At 72.6% G+C, this 15,333-nt stretch carries 13 protein-coding genes; 9 read left to right on the plus strand and 4 right to left on the minus strand.

Going from position 1 to position 15,333, the window contains the following annotated elements; genetic code table 11:
- Positions 1-203 precede the first annotated feature (203 nt).
- Positions 204-845, plus strand: a complete 642-nt coding sequence (locus tag ITP53_RS08875) for a VC0807 family protein (protein WP_195894834.1) — start codon at positions 204-206, stop codon at positions 843-845.
- On the opposite strand, the gene ITP53_RS08880 is transcribed toward ITP53_RS08875, so the two are convergent.
- Positions 753-1,787, minus strand: coding sequence for a hypothetical protein (locus ITP53_RS08880; RefSeq protein WP_195894835.1), 1,035 nt, complete (start codon positions 1,785-1,787; stop codon positions 753-755). The genes ITP53_RS08875 and ITP53_RS08880 overlap by 93 nt on opposite strands.
- Entirely contained in the window at positions 1,784-3,013 is a 1,230-nt protein-coding gene (locus ITP53_RS08885; protein WP_207755699.1) for a sensor histidine kinase, read from the minus strand. The genes ITP53_RS08880 and ITP53_RS08885 overlap by 4 nt, the downstream gene beginning before the upstream one ends.
- Positions 3,014-3,426: 413 nt before the next feature.
- On the opposite strand from ITP53_RS08885, the gene ITP53_RS08890 reads away from it, so the two are divergent.
- From ITP53_RS08890 to ITP53_RS08925, 8 genes are all read left to right on the plus strand, one after another.
- Positions 3,427-4,023: a DedA family protein gene (locus tag ITP53_RS08890; protein ID WP_236050608.1), complete on the plus strand. Its 597-nt coding sequence runs from the start codon at positions 3,427-3,429 to the stop codon at positions 4,021-4,023.
- Positions 4,024-4,060: 37 nt separating this feature from the next.
- The gene (locus ITP53_RS08895; protein WP_207755700.1) at positions 4,061-4,873 is read left to right on the plus strand and encodes a DMT family transporter; all 813 of its coding nucleotides are present in this window, start codon (positions 4,061-4,063) and stop codon (positions 4,871-4,873) included.
- A gap of 99 nt (positions 4,874-4,972) precedes the next feature.
- Positions 4,973-6,178, plus strand: coding sequence for a glycosyltransferase (locus tag ITP53_RS08900; RefSeq protein WP_236050609.1), 1,206 nt, complete (start codon positions 4,973-4,975; stop codon positions 6,176-6,178).
- Positions 6,175-6,873, plus strand: coding sequence for a DUF998 domain-containing protein (locus tag ITP53_RS08905; RefSeq protein ID WP_195894838.1), 699 nt, complete (start codon positions 6,175-6,177; stop codon positions 6,871-6,873). Before ITP53_RS08900 ends, ITP53_RS08905 begins: the two co-directional genes overlap by 4 nt.
- A gap of 54 nt (positions 6,874-6,927) precedes the next feature.
- Entirely contained in the window at positions 6,928-7,680 is a 753-nt protein-coding gene (locus tag ITP53_RS08910) for a cytochrome P450 (protein ID WP_195894839.1), read from the plus strand.
- A complete protein-coding gene (locus ITP53_RS08915; protein WP_195894840.1) occupies positions 7,677-8,426 on the plus strand; it encodes an isocitrate lyase/PEP mutase family protein in 750 nt (249 codons plus the stop codon). The genes ITP53_RS08910 and ITP53_RS08915 overlap by 4 nt, the downstream gene beginning before the upstream one ends.
- A gap of 50 nt (positions 8,427-8,476) precedes the next feature.
- Entirely contained in the window at positions 8,477-11,296 is a 2,820-nt protein-coding gene (locus tag ITP53_RS08920) for a BTAD domain-containing putative transcriptional regulator (RefSeq protein WP_195894841.1), read from the plus strand.
- Between the two features lie 35 nt (positions 11,297-11,331).
- Entirely contained in the window at positions 11,332-12,843 is a 1,512-nt protein-coding gene (locus ITP53_RS08925) for an MFS transporter (RefSeq protein WP_195894842.1), read from the plus strand.
- A gap of 12 nt (positions 12,844-12,855) precedes the next feature.
- On the opposite strand, the gene ITP53_RS60155 is transcribed toward ITP53_RS08925, so the two are convergent.
- Positions 12,856-14,223, minus strand: a complete 1,368-nt coding sequence (locus tag ITP53_RS60155) for an MFS transporter (protein ID WP_195894843.1) — start codon at positions 14,221-14,223, stop codon at positions 12,856-12,858.
- Positions 14,224-14,404: 181 nt separating this feature from the next.
- Complete coding sequence (locus ITP53_RS08935) at positions 14,405-15,307, minus strand: serine hydrolase (protein WP_236050620.1); 903 nt, start codon at positions 15,305-15,307, stop codon at positions 14,405-14,407.
- Between the last annotated feature and the right edge of the window lie 26 nt (positions 15,308-15,333).

A 15,333-nucleotide genomic window follows, 5' to 3' on the forward strand; every position in this document is an offset into this window, starting at 1 on the left:
CAAGGCTCTGCTGATTTGGTTGGGAACAGATGGAGCGTGTCAAAAGAGGCAGTCGCATCATCTCGCCTCGGGTACGGTAAGCCACCGGCGTGCTTCCCAGGACGACGGGATGCCGCCAGGGTTACAGCGAGCGGTCCATCTGGAAAGCCTGGTCCCCCGAAGCCCGGGTAGACGCTGATCGTCGGCCAATCTGCGGAGCAGCCTTGAACCATCCTCAGGTCACCCTCCCACGCCTCACCGCGCTCGCCCGGCAGGCGGCTCCCAAGCTGCTCGAAGGCGTCGTCGCACCGCTGGCGGTGTTCTACCTCGCCATGGTCGTCCTCGGATTCAAGTGGGCGCTCTTCGCCACCGTCGCCTGGGTCTACTTCGGCGTCGCCTGGCGGCTGGTCAAGCGGGTCAAGGTGCCCGCCACCATGTGGCTGGCCGCGTTCGCGATCACCATCAGGGCCGTCGTGGCCTTCTGGACCGGCACGTGGATGTGGTTCTTCATCCAGCCGGAGATGGGCACGATCTGCATCAGCATGGTCTTCCTCGCGTCGGTCCGGCTGAACCGGCCGCTCGTGCAGAAGCTCACGCTCGACTACATCCATCTGCCGTCGGCGGTGCTCAAGCACGAGCGGGTCCGCAGGTTCTTCGCCAGGATCACGCTGCTGTGGGCGTTCGTCCTGCTGATGAACTCCACCCTGAGCATCTTCCTGGCGGTCTACGAGTCGCTGGCCGGGTCGCTGGGCACGTTCATGCTGCTGCGGACCTCAGGGGTGGCTGTGATCAGCGGTCTGGCGATCGCCATCTCGATCATCGGCTTCAAGCGCCTCCTGCGCCGGCTGCACGTCGCCCACACCTGAGCCCACACCCGCGCGCACACCCCCGCCCACGCCTGACCGCTCGGCCAGCAGGAACGCCCCGCACATCCCCATGACGAGGCCGGTCAGCATGCCGAACAGGTCCACGAGCCGCACCGCGCCCGAGATCGCGCCGAGTTGGTCAACGGTGGCCGCGGTGATCGTGCTGTAGAAGCCGAAGCCGAACATCGAGCCAGAACCGAGCCAGGCCACGACGAGCGGCCGCCAGAAGGGCCCGCGCCCGCGCCGGCTGACGAGGGCGACGAGCGCGGCGGCGCCCGCGATGGCGAGCACGCCCTTGAACCCGTTCTGGATGCCGGCCGTGAGGCTCGTGGCGGCGGGGACCCCGGCGGTGCCGCCGGCCGCCCAGTAGATCCTGACCCCGCCGACCAGCGCGGCCACCAGGAACGCGCCGCGGGCCACGACCGTCTGGAACGACCTGGTGGGGCTGGCGAAGGCGTGATCGACCCGCGTGGTGAAGACTCCCGGCCACCGCTCCCTGGCGTGGAGCGCGAAGACCGTCATGAGGCCGACGCCCTGAACGATGAAGCCGCCGTAGACCATGAGGTAGACCCACGGCTGGATGGGCCCGGCCGCGGCGCTGAACAGCGTGGGCCCGTACACCAGCGTGGACAGCGGCAGCGTCACCACGATCTCCGACAGCAGCCCGATGCCCACCCACAGGGGCAGCAGGACGAGCCAGGCGGGCAGGCGCATGCTCAGCCGGGTGGTCAGTGCCAGCGTCAGCGCCAGGCCCACGGCCTCCATGCCGAAGGTCGCCGCGTTGGCCCCGATCATCGCCGGGTCGCTCATCAGCGCGGGATCGTCCACCCCGACGGAGCTTCCGGTGAGCCAGAGGATCTTCAAGGTGAGATAGGGCAGCATCGCGGCGGCCGTGACGATCGCGGCGGTGACGCGGCCTATCCCCGCTCTTTGTCGTGTCATGCTCCCGAGCGTCGCGCGTCCGGCCGCCGGTTCACTCCCGAGTGAAGGGGATCCTCCTCCCCCGTGAGAGGGAGGGTGACGGCCAGCTCGAAGCCGTCGCCCGCGGGTCCCGCGGTCAGCGTGCCGCCCGCGAGGCGTACGCGCTCGCGCAGGCCCGCCAGCCCCAGGCCGCCGGACAACGCCGTCGGGCGGGAGCGCGGCGGCCCGTTGCGCACGGCCACGCGGTACGGCGAGACCGAGACCTGCACGGCGGCGCCGGGCGCGTGCTTGGCGGCGTTGGTGATCCCTTCCTGCACCACGGCGCGGGCCAGGCCGGGCACCGGTCCCGGCGCCAGATCCAGGGTGATCGACATGCCGGAGTCCCTGGCCCGCCACACCAGCTCGGCCACGTCGCCATCCACGGGCCCCACCACGGGCTCGTCCACGGGGGACAGCGGCGGCGGGTCGGAGTCCTCGCGCAGCAGCCCGATGATGTGCCGCAGCCGCTCGGTGGCGTCCGCCGCCGCCAGCCGCAGCTCTCCCGCCGCCTTGACCTGCGCCGGGTCGAGTCCTGGAGCCAGCTCCAGCCCCGCCGCCCGGACCGCGATCAGGGCCAGGTCGTGGCCGAGCGAGTCGTGCATGTCCCGCGCGATCCTGGCCCGCTCGCGCAGCCTGGCCTGCGCCGCGACCGACAGCCTGGTCTGCCGCCGCTGCTGCAGCAGCCTGCGCCTGAGCAGCCCGAGCAGGTACGGCACCAGATACGTGCCGACGAGCGCGGTGACCATGGACACCCACAGGGCCAGGTCGCCGCCCATGACCAGCACCACGCTCACGCCCACGCACGTGACCAGGCAGAACGCCGCCGGCGCCGGCCACACCCGGCTCAGCCGCCGGCCGGTGAGATAGGCGTACCAGATGATGAACGGCGAGGTCGGCAACAGCGGGAAGATCTTGACACCCTGCCTGGGCAGCAGCCAGCTCAGGTCCACCGTGGCGAACCCCTCGGTGAACCGCCACGGACCGAGCGGCAGCAGCAGCACCAGCGCGGCCAGCGGGTAGGGCCGGCCGACGAGCACCGCCGCCGCGGCGAGCACGACCCTGGGCGCGGTCACCATGCCGAACGCGGCCGGGTCCTTGAACGGGTCGGGGCCCATCGCGGCGATGAAGACGCCGAGCGCGATCCAGAGCAGCAGGTCGTAGACCACCTGGCGGCGGCTCTCCCGGCGAAGACGGCGCAGATGCCTCACCGCACCGACGTTATCCGCCGCCGGGAGGAGGACGGCACCGTCCGAAGGCAGGAGACGACCCTGACGAAAGTAAGGGTGGGGCGGCGACCACTGTCCAGGTAGTGCTAGCCCCACCTCGAAAGCGCCTACCTCCACTCCTGCTTCCGCCTGCGGAAGCCGGTTTGATCGATGGTGTCACCAGGAGGTCGGAGCCATGACCCCGACGAAAGTCGGGGGTACTGCGTGCCGATCGTCCGATGTGCCGTGACCTGCGGAGTTTCTACCTTCATGGGGAACCGGCCCTGAACCACCTCGGGGATGGGTCCGCGTTCGACCGGGGGCATCCCGGATGTCCCCGGCCGCCTCACACCGACACGCTGTGTGAGTGCCCTAATCGATCGGAGTACACGCTTATGTCGCACGCCATTCTCAACATGGTCCAACAGGCCATGTCGTCACCGTGGTTGTACGTGGCGCTGTTCGCTCTGGCACTGCTCGACGGGTTCTTTCCGATCGTGCCTGCCGAGACGTCGGTGATCACGGCCGGGGTCTTCGCCGCGACCGGCGAGACGAACCTGGCCCTGGTCATCGTGGTCGCGGCACTCGGCGCGTTCGCGGGGGACCACATCTCTTACCTGATCGGCAACAAGACGGGACGCCGGCTCCGTGACAAGAAGGCGTTCGTCTGGGCGCGGAACGCGCTCGCCGAGCGGGGCGGGCTCGTGCTGGTCGTGGCCAGGTACATCCCCGGAGGGCGTACCGCGACCACGCTGACCATGGGCGCCGTACGCCATCCGCTGCGCTCGTTCACGTTCTTCGACGCGATCGCGGCGATCTCGTGGGGGGTGTACTCCGGGCTGATCGGCTTCTTCGGCGGCATGGCCTTCGAGAACGACCCGATCAAGGGCCTGCTGCTCGGCCTGGGTATCGCGCTGTCCGTCACGGCGATCGTCGAGATCGTGCGATGGGTCAGGAAGCGGCGCGCCATCCAGGCTTCCCCCGAAGGTCTTCCCGCGGACACGTCCGTTTGACATTTCCCGGTAACCATCTGTCTGAAAGGAGTGCGAAATGACTGTGCTGGCCGCGGCGATCGCCCTGGTCGGTTCGCTGTTCTTCGCGCTCGGAGCCGCCCTCCAGCAGTTCGAGGCAGCCGGCACCGCCAATCCTGGGCTGCTCGCCCTGCTGCGGAGACCGCGCTGGCTGATCGGCGGCGCGTCCATCCTGACGGGTGGCGGCCTGCACATCGTCGCACTCGGGCTCGGCCCGCTGACCGTGGTCCAGCCCATGGGCGTGGCGAGCCTGCTCTTCGCCCTGCCCATCGCGGCCACGCTGCACGGGCGCAGGCCCTCCCGCGCGGAGCTGGGCGCGGCCGGGGTGGTGGCGGCCGGGCTGATCATCCTGGTGCTGCTGGTCCCCGAGTCCGACGGCCCCACCCATCTGGGCCCGCAGGGCGTCCTCACCCTGCTCGGGGTGGCGGGCATCGCCGCGGTGCTGCTGTGGGCCGGCTCGAAGGCGGCCTCGCCTGCGGGCCGGTCGGCGCTGCTGGCGACCAGCTCCGGCGTGCTGTACGGCGCCACCGCCACGCTCATGCGCGTGCTGGTGGACGGGGGATGGAACTGGTGGTACCTGCTGGCGCTGCCGGTCCCCGCGCTGCTGGCGCTGATGATGCTGCAGCGGGCCTACGCCGCCGGGCACTTCGGCGTCTCGTTCGCCTCGCTGCAGATCGCCGACCCGCTGACCGCGGTGGCGTTCGGGGCGCTGCTGCTCGGTGAGCCGCTGCCGACGGGGATCGCCCCCTTCGCGGCCGCCGCGCTGACCGCCGCGGGCACCGTCGCCCTGGCGCGGACCAGCCCGCTGGAGGCGCGCATCGACGCAGCCTGAGCTTTCGCGATCACTTGCTCCCTACTCGATGTTCCCCGTTCTCTCGCCGGTCCTCCCCTGGCCGGTTTCCCTTGAAAATCTGGAGTCACCGTCATGGCCATGCCTCTGCACACCGTTTCCGACGTCGCCGGCCTCGCCCCCGTCCCGGAGCGGCCCCGCCGGATCCTGATCTCGTCCGATACCTATCCCCCCGACGTGAACGGCGCCGCGTACTTCACCCATCGCCTGGCCACCGGGCTGGCCGCGCGCGGCAACGAGGTGCACGTCGTGTGCCAGTCGGAGGCCGGCCCCGCAAGCACCGACATGGTCGACGGCGTGGTCGTGCACCGGCTGCGCTCCGCGCCGCTGCTGGTCCACCCCACCATGCGGGTCACCGTACCGACGCGGCTCGACCGGCTGGTCGCCGCCGTCGGCCCCGACGTGCTGCACACCCAGGGCCACTTCGTGGTCGGCCGGGCCGCCATCGGCGCCGCCCGCCGCGCCGGGGTGCCGATCGTCGCCACCAACCACTTCATGCCGGACAACCTCTTCCAGTTCGGCCACATCCCCGAGCGGCTGCGGACGAAGGCGGGCAAGCTGGCCTGGCGCGACTTCAGCCGGATCTTCAGGCGGGCCGACCACATCACCACGCCCACCCCGCTGGCCGCCAGGCTGCTGGCCGACCAGGGCTTCGGCCGTGACGTGGAGGCGGTGTCCTGCGGGATCGACCTGACCAGGTTCCACCCGCACGCCGAGCCGAAGGCATGGGCGCGCAAGATGTTCGACCTGCCCGACCGGCCCACGGCGCTGTTCGTCGGCCGCCTGGACGAGGAGAAGCGCCTGGACGAGCTGGTCCGCGCCCTGCCGCTCGTGCTCAACGAGACCGACGCCCAGGTGGCGTTCGTGGGCAAGGGCAACCAGCGGGCCGAGCTGGAGCGGCTGGCCAGGCGCATCGGGGTGGCCGAGCGGGTGTTCTTCCTCGGGTTCGTGCCCGACGAGAGCATGCCGCAGGCGTACGCCGCCGCCGACGTGTTCGCCATGCCGGGCGTCGCCGAACTGCAGAGCATCGCCACGCTGGAGGCCATGGCCACCGGGCTGCCCGTGGTGGCCGCGGACGCGATGGCGCTGCCGCACCTGGTGAACGGCAACGGGTACCTGTTCCAGCCGGGCGACGTGATCGGCCTGGCCAGGCACCTGACCGCCGTGCTCACCGACGACGACCTGCGGGCCGGGCTGGGCAGGACCAGCAGGGAGCTGGCGCTCACCCACGACGACCAGTCCTCGCTCGCCAGGTTCGAGCGCATCTACGACGAGGTGGCCCGATGACCCTTCGGCGGAGCGTCTGGGTGACCGTGATCGGCGCCCTGACCGCCATGGGCGCGCTGGCGTACGCGCAGTTCGCCCTGCCCGCCCAGCCGCTGATCAGCGACTACGCGTTGGTCTCCGGGGGGCTGGTGCCCGTACTGGCCGGCATGCTGGCACTCGCGGGGGCGTGCCTGTCGCTGGCCTACGGGCTCGCCCGGAGCGAGCCTGCGCGCAGCGCGGCCACGAGGGTGCTGCTGCTGGCCGGGGCCGCGGGACTGATGCTGAGCGCGGTCTTCCCCACCGATCCCGGCATGTCGGACGTCGGCACGATGTCCGGCGAGATCCACCGCTGGGCGTCGGCGGTCGTCTTCACGACGCTGCCGGTCGCCGGCTGGTCGCTGGCCAGGGGGCGGGCGACGGCGGCCCGGTGGAACGCGGTCAAGGCGGTCAGCATGACGTCGGCGCTGGCGCTGGCGGCCTACCTGGCGGCGCACCCGGCGTCCATCACCTCACCGCTGATCGACGGCGCGGCCTACTACGGGCTGCTGGAGCGGGCCGTCGTGCTGGCCGAGATCGTGCTCGTCACCCTCATGGCACTGGCCTTCGCCAAGGGAAGGCCGGCCACGCGGACTCAGGCGGCACCCGCGGAGCCCACGCGGGCGGGCGGCGCGGCGGGAAACGGCGAGGCGGGCCCACGGGAGAGGCTCGCGGCGTGACCCCGCACGCACATTTCGAGCGGCGACGAAGGGACCTCGTCCTAACGTGAGGCCATGCTCATCACCCGCCACGCCGCCGCCCAGGCGGTGCTCGCCGACACGAGGTACGTGCCGCCACCTGTACGTCAGGACGCCGCAGAGGCGACGCTCGCCTGGCTGCGCGCGCACGTGTCACGGTTCGCGGCCGGCGAGACCCACGCCCGGCGCCGCCGCCGGCTGACCGAGCGGCTGGCCAGGCTGGACCCCGCGGAACTGCGCACCGCCGCACTGGCCATGACCCTGGAGCGGGACGGCGAGTGGCGAGGCGTGCCGACGGCCGCGCTCGGCGCCGCGCTCGGCGTACGCGACACGAGCGCCGTCCCCGCCGCCGCGGCCGGATACCTGTCGGGCGAGGAGAGCTCGCAGGCCGACGCCGCCGTGGCCGCGCTGCTCGCCCAGGCCGATCTCCCCGCGATCACCCTGCTGCTGCAGGGGCACGCCGCCACGGAGGCCCTCGTCGAGACCGCGCTCGGGCACGCCCGCCCTGGCGACGACGTCGACGCGCTCCTGCACGAGACGCTCAGGCAGGACCCGCCGCTCAAGGCCACCCGCAGGCTCGACACCCGGACGGGCGACGAGGTCACGATCGACCTGGTGTCCGTCAACCGGGACCCGGACGTGTTCGCCGCACCCGACCGGTTCGACCTCTCCCGCGACCCCGCCCCGCACCTCACCTTCGGGTACGGCGTGCGCCCCTGCCCCGCACCCGCCCACGCGCTCGCCCTGGCCGCCGGTGTGCTCACGGCCCTGCTCGGCGGCGGCCGATGAGCTTCCGCGACCTGCACCGCCCCGGCGACCCGCTGCTGCTGCCGAACGCCTGGGACTACGGCTCGGCCGCCGTACTGGCCGCGCACGGATTCGCGGCGATCGGCACGACCAGCCTCGGCGTGGCCGCCGCGTACGGCAAGCCGGACGCGGCAGGCGCGACCAGGGCGGAGACGATCGAGCTGGCCGAGACGATCAGGGAGCTCGGCGTCATGGTCACCGTGGACATCGAGGGCGGCTTCAGCGACGACCCCGCCGAGGTGTCCGATCTGGTGGCGGGCCTCGCCGCGCTCGGCGTCGCCGGGGTCAACCTGGAGGACGGGCGTCCCGACGGCACACTGCGGCCGATCGAGCTGCACCAGCGGATCATCGAAGCCGCCGGGGGGCACGGCGTGTTCGTCAACGCCCGTACGGACACGTGCTGGCTGGGCACCGGGGACACGCTGGCGCGGGTGCGCGCGTACGGGCACGCCGACGGGGTCTTCGTGCCCGGATTGAACGATCTCGGGGAGATCGCCCGTGTGGTCGCGACCACGCCACTGCCCCTCAACGTCCTCTACCAGCCGGACGGCCCCACCCTGGACCAGCTCGCGGGGGCCGGTGTGGCCAGGGTGAGCACCGGATCGCTGCTGTACCGCGCCGCGCTCCAGGGGGCGCTGGCGACGGCGCTCGGCGTACGCGGCGAACCGGCGCCGCACGTGCCGTCCTACGCGGAGATCACCGCGCTCCTGCCGCAGAACGAACCCTGACATGCCCGGCGAAACGACCGCGTTCCCGATCGAACCGCGATAATCAAACCATGCGCTTCCAGATCCTCGGGCCCACCAACGCGCTGGGCGAGGACGGTGAGCCGGTCGCGCTCGGCGGTCCGCGCGTGCGCGCCCTGCTGACCCTGCTCGCCCTGCACGCCGGCCGCGTCGTCGGCGCGGAGCAGCTCGTGGACGGCGTCTACGGCGCCCGGCCCCCCGAGGGCGTGGCCAACGCCCTGCAGTCACAGGTGTCCAGGCTGCGCCGGGCCCTGGGCCGGGACCTGGTCGAGTTCCACCCGGCGGGATACCGGCTGGTTGCGGAGCCGCAGGACGTGGACGCGCACCGGTTCGAGCTGCTGACGCGGTCCGGCCGGCAGGCGCTGACCGGCGGCGACCCCGACCGGGCGGCCACGCTGCTGCGCGAGGCGCTGACGTTGTGGCGGGGCGCGCCGCTGGCCGACGCGCCGCACGCCGAGGCGGCCGCGGCCGCGCTGGAGGAGCTGCGGCTGGCCGCGACGGAGGACCGCGTACAGGCCGACCTGGACCTGGGCAGGCACCGCGAGCTGGTCGCCGAGCTGCGCCAGCTCGCCACCGCTCACCCGCTGCGCGAGCGGCTGAGGGCCCAGCTCATGCGCGCGCTCTACGGCAGCGGCCGCCAGGCCGAGGCGCTTACCGTCTACGACGAGGCCAGGAAGCTCCTGGACGATGAGCTGGGCGTCGAGCCGGGCACCGAGCTGGCCGCCGCGCACCTGGCCGTGCTCAGGGCCGACCCCGCTCTGGGCGCGCCCGCCGCGCCGGCGACCGAGCGCAGACAGGGGTTACGCGCCCAGCTCACCAGCTTCGTCGGCCGCGCCGAGGAGCTGGCGCAGGTCAGCCGGCGGCTGGCGGAGAGCCGGCTGGTCACGCTGATCGGGCCGGGCGGCGCGGGCAAGACCCGGCTCGCGATCGAGGCGGCCGAGCAGGCGACGGGCGACGTCTGCTTCGTGCCGCTCGCGCCGGTCGCCGACGGCACCGACGTGCCCAGGGCGGTGCTGGCCGCGCTCGACATCCGCGACACGCTGCTGCACGCCCCCGAGCGGCCCGCCGTGGACCAGGTCACCCGGCTGCTCACCGCGCTGGCCGACCGCAGAATGCTCATGATCCTGGACAACTGCGAGCACCTCATCGCGGCCACGGCCGAGCTGACGGACCTGCTGCTCGCGTCCTGCCCGGGGTTGCGCGTGCTGGTGACGGGACGCGAGGCGCTGGGCATCACCGGCGAGTCGATCCTGCCGGTCGCGCCGCTGCGCCTGCCGCCGTCGGAGACTGACGACCCGCTCGCCTACCCGGCCGTCCGGCTGTTCGCCGACCGCGCCGCCGCCGTCGACCAGGGCTTCACCCTCGACTCCGGCAACTCCGCGCAGGTCGTACGCATCTGCCGGGCGCTCGACGGGCTGCCGCTGGCCATCGAGCTGGCCGCGGCGCGGCTGCGCACGCTGTCGGTGTCCGACGTGGCGGCGCGGCTGGACGACCGGTTCAGGCTGCTGACGCGCGGCAGCCGTACGGCGCTGCCCCGGCACCAGACCTTGCGCGCGGTCGTCGCGTGGAGCTGGGACCTGCTGGACGAGAGCGAGCAGCGGATGGCCGCGCGGCTGACCGTGTTCGTGGGCGGGGCGCGGCCGGAGGCGGCCGAGCGGGTCTGCGGGCTGCCTGAGGAGGTGCTGTTCTCGCTGGCCGAGAAGTCGCTGGTGGAGGTCGTCGACGGCCGTTACCGGATGCTCGACACGATCCGGGCGTACTGCGCGGAGCGGCAGGCGGAGTCCGGCGAGGTGGCCGCGATCCGCGATGCGCACGCCGCCTACTATCTCGACCTGGTCGTCGCGGCCGACGCCCGGCTGCGCACCAGGGAGCAGTTGGAGTGGCTGGCCAGGCTCGACGAGGAGAGCGACGACGTCAACGCGGCGGTGCGCTGGGCGACCGAATCCGGGCAGCTGGAGCTGGGGTTGCGGCTGCTGGCCCACAGCGCCTGCTACTGGTACATGCGCGGCCACCGCGTCACCAGCGCCAACCTGGCCGCCGCACTGCTGGCCGAGCTCGGCGACGCCCGCCCCGAGGGCATGGCGGAGGAGTACGCCATGGCCGTGCTCATCACCGCGTGGTCGGGAGACCGCGACGGCCTGCTCCTCTACCGGCTGGCGGAGGTGCGGCAGCTGCTGCCGCTGAACTACCTGCCGGCGCGGGTGGAGTTCCTGATGTTGCTGCTGTCCATGTTCACCGGGCCGCCCGCCGACTTCGAGCTGATCTTCGAGGAGATCACGGGCGTCGTCCACCTGCTGCCGCCCTGGCAGGAGGCGCTGGCGTACAGCGGTACGGCGTTCGTGCTCCAGGTGCTCGGCCGGTTGACCGAGGCGGAGGCCCAGTTCGAGCGCAGCCTGGAGCTGTTCAAGTCGATCGGCGAGCGCTGGGGCACGGTGCTGGTGCTGTCCGGGCTCGGGGCGCTGCACCAGCTCCGGGGCGACTTCCCGACCGCGTACGCGCGGGCCGACGAGGCGTTGACGATCGCCCGTGAGCTGGACGCCAAGACGGAGATCGCCGAGGCCCTGTGCCGCCGGGGCGACGCCCTGCAATGCCTGGGGGACGCGGCCGGCGCGCGGGCGGACTACACGCTCGCGGCCGAGGTGTCGCACCGGAACGGCTCGGTGGAGACCATGGCCTGGGCCCATCTCGGCCTGGGCGAGGTGGCGCTGCGCCAAGGCGGGCCGGAGGAGGCGGAATCCATGCTGCTCCGGGCGCGCGAGGAGTGCCCCGTCGGCTGGTACAGCACCGAGCAGACCCACGCGCGCATCGAGGTCGCGCTGACGGAGGCCGGCCGGATGGTCAGCGAACGGTAGGTACGCCGTCAGCCGCCCTGTGGACAGTGGGCCGCATGAAGAACAAATGGTCCTGCCTGGCCATCGTCTGCCTGGCCAGTCTCCTGCTCTCGCTCGACCTCACCGTCCTGCACCTGGCCCTGCCCAGCCTGGTCACCGACCTCGGCGCCAACTCCACGCAGCTGCTCTGGATCGGCGACATCTACGGGTTCGCGCTGGCTGGCCTGCTCGTCACCATGGGCAACCTCGGGGATCGCATCGGCCGCAAGCGCCTCCTGCTGATCGGCGCGGTCGCGTTCGGCGCCGCCTCGGCCGTGACGGCGTACGCGCCCAACGCCGAGGCGCTGATCGCGGCCCGCGCGCTGCTCGGCGTGGCCGGCGCCACGATCATGCCCTCGACGCTGTCGATCGTCAGGAACGTCTTCACCGAACCCGGCGAGCGCACCGCGGCCATCGGCATCTGGAGCGGGATGAGCGCGGCCGGCTTCGCCGTGGGCCCGGTCTTCGGCGGCCTGCTGCTCGACCACTTCTGGTGGGGCTCGGTCTTCCTGATCAACGTGCCGATCATGGCGCTGGTGCTGGTGGGCGGCATCCTGCTGCTGCCCGAGTCGCGTAACCCGGACGCCGGCCGACTCGACCTGACCAGCGTCGTCCTGTCCTTCGGCGGGATCGTGACGGTCATCTACGCGATCAAGGAGGCCGCGCACAAGGGCTTGGAGCACGCGGACGTGCTGCTGTCAGGCGCGGCCGGGATCCTGCTGCTGGGGCTGTTCGTGTGGCGGCAGACGCGGCTGGCCGAGCCGCTGATCGACGTGCGGCTCTTCAGCAGGAGGGCCTTCAGCGCCTCCATTCTCACGAACATGCTGGCGATCTTCGCGATGTCCGCCATGATGCTGATGTTCGCCTGGTATCTGCAGCTCGTGCTCGGCTGGTCGCCGCTCCAGGCGGGGCTGGCCCAGCTGCCCGGCGGCCTGAGCGGCGCGGTGGGCGGCATCCTGGCCGCCAAGCTGGTGCAGTACATCGGCAGGAACGGCGTGGTCGCGCTCGGCCTGGCCATGAACGCGGGCTCGTTCCTCTACTACACCACGCTCGGCACCGAACTCAACTACCTCACGCTGCTGCCTGCCATGGTGATCGGCGGCATCGGCGTCGGGTTCGCGTTCACCGTCAACAACGACAACGTGCTGGCCACCGCGCCCGTCCAGCGGGCGGGGGCGGCGGCCGCGGTGTCGGAGACGGCCTTCGAGCTGGGCGGGGCGCTCGGCATCGCGATCCTGGGCACGGTGCTGAACAGCGCGTACCGCGCCAACCTGGTGCTGCCGGCAGGGGTTACCGGGGAGGCCGCGCAGGAGTCGATCGCCGGCGCCGTGGGCACGGCCTCGGCCCTGCCCGCCGGGCAGGCGGGTGAGCTCATGGTGGCGGCTCGGACGGCGTTCCTCGAAGGCGTGCACCTGACGTCGCTGGTGACGGCGGGGCTGCTGGCCGTGGTGGCGCTGCTCGCGCTGGTCGGGCTCCGCGGGGTGCCGAAGGTCATCCCGGAGGAGGTGCTGGCCCGCGCCCACTCCTGACGACCGCGCAGGTCACGCCGACGCAGGCTCCCGAACGTCCCCCACCGCCCCGGCGGAGAGCGGCTCCACCACCGGCCCGGTGGAGCGCGGTTCCCCCACCGCCCCGGTAGAGCGCCGTGCCGCCACCGGCCCGGCGGAGGGCCGGTCCCCCACCGCCTCGGCGGAGAGCTGCTCCACCACCGGCGCGGCAGGCAGCGGGCGGAGGGTGTGGCGCCTGGCGAGGACCAGGGCCGCGGCGGCTGCCGTCGCCGGCGGCGCGACGACGAACGCCGCCGACGGCCCGAAGTGATCGACGAGCTGGCCCGCCATCGAGGCACCCGCCGCCAGGCCGAGCCCGACGGCCCCGTTGAGCCAGGTGAACGCCTCGGTCCTGGCGCCCGCGGGGACGAGCCCGTCGATGAGGGTGTAGCCGGTGATCAGCACGGGGGCGATCACCAGGCCGGCGAGGGCGGCGGCGACGTACAGGATGGGGATCGAGCCGGCCAGGGTGAACGCGCTGGTGGCGGCGGCGAGCAGGGCCAAGCCGGCCACCAGGCGGTGCCGCGGACCCGACCGCCAGTGGGCGGCGCCGTAGAGCAGGCCGCCGAGCATGCTGGCACCCGAGAACACGGCGTAGACGGGTCCGGCCGTGGCGGGCTCACCGAGGCCGGCGGTGAGCGAGGTGACACCCACCTGAAGGCTCCCGAACACCGATCCCATGGCCAGGAACGCCACCGCCAGGACCGGCACCCCGCGCATCCGCGCCACCCCGCCGGGCTTCCGCCCACCGGCCGCCGCGTCTCCGCCGAGCGGCGCCGGCGCTCCCGTCCTGACCGCCGCGAACGTCACCGTCCCCAGCACGATCAGCACCAGCCCCGCAGTCAGCGCGGCGACCGGCGAGTACGCCGTGGACAACCCCACCAGCAGCACCGGCGCCAGCGTGAACGTCAACTCGTCGGTGATCGACTCGACCGCGAAGGCCGTGTTCAACCGCCCGGGACTCCCCAGCCGGTACGCCCACCGAGCCCGGACCATGGCCCCGACCTGCGGCGCCGAGAAGCCGGCCAGCGCGGACACGAGGACCAGCGACCAGGGCGCGGCATGCGCGGCGGCGAGCGCGAGCAGCGTGCCCAGGGCCAGCGCGTGCCCGGCGACCTGCGGCAGCAGCACTCTGGCCTGCCCGTGCCGATCGGCCAGGCGGCCGGACAAGGGGCCGCCGACGGCCTGCGACACGGCGGCCGCCGCGGCGGCGATCCCGGCGGCGCCGTACGAGCCGGTGGACCACTCCACCAGCAGCAGGATGCCCATCTGGGTCATCGCGAAAGGCAGGCGCGCGACCAGCGCGGGGGCCAGGAAGCGCCAGGCGCCGGGGGTGGCGAGCACGTGGAGGTAGGACTTCACGAGGTCTCCGTCCAGATCATGACGGAGAACCCCCGGGAAGGAGCACACCGTCGTGGTGGGCTTCGACCGGGGTTGACACCGACGCGAGGCCGGCCGCCGAGCGGTCTTTCAAAGGCATTCGAACAAGTCAAATGCGGCAAAAACCCATGCTATGTCATCCAGGGCGGCCGGGCGCGCGGGTTCAGGGGATCGGGTTGGTCGGGCAGGGCCGCTCGATCGTCGGGGACAGGTCGTCGAGCCGGGTGCCGATCATCCGCGCCAGCCGCTCGATGGTCTGGACGCCCGCCCCGTGGCCCGGCTGCTGGTCCGTCTGCACCGACAGCAGCAGATCGCGCCCCGGGCCCAGGATGCGGCCGTAGCTGGTGACGGCCCAGGTGTTGTGGATGAACGGCCGCGGCGTCCACCCGTTCTTGAGCGCCACGCGATCCCCCCGCCGGGCGGCGGCGCTGACGCCCCATGCCTGTTCCCGCATCACCTGTCCCATCAGGCCGAGCACCAGCCTCCGATCGGCGGCGCTCAACCCCTTGACCCCCTTGACCCCCTTGACCAGCACCTTCAGCAGCCGGATGCGGTCGGCCGGGCTGCTCTTGGTGCCGCCCCAGTAAATGCCGGGCCCCGGAGTGGTCTCCCTCAGCCCGGCCTTCCGATAGAAGGCGCTCATCGCGCCGCTCCCGCCGACCCGCGACCAGAGGGCGTCGGCCGCGCGGTTGTCGCTCTCCTTGATCATGCGCGTCGCCAGATCGAGCTCCTCCTCGTCCAGCCGGCCGGTACGGCGTTGCAGCAACGCGGCCACGATGTCCACCTTGGCCCCGCTGGCGGTGATGAGCTCGTGGTCGTGCTCCCCGTGCCCGAGTCTGATCCCGCTGGCCAGGTCCAGCGCGCCGTACACGATCCGGCCAGGGCGGTCGGCGGCGTACCGGGCGAGGTCGCGTTCGAGGCGGGCGCGGGCGGCGGCTCCGGCTCGCCTGTCAGGAAATTTCAGGACGCATCGCGCTACCTTGACCGGGGGCTTCACGACCGCGGGCACGACCGGCGCCCGCTCGGCACCGCATCCGGTCACGAGGGCCAGTCCGATCCAGGCCATCCTCTTCACGCGCCAACCCCCGTGAG

Origin of the sequence: Nonomuraea cypriaca, from assembly GCF_015645445.1 — a bacterium.
Classification (GTDB): domain Bacteria; phylum Actinomycetota; class Actinomycetes; order Streptosporangiales; family Streptosporangiaceae; genus Nonomuraea; species Nonomuraea cypriaca.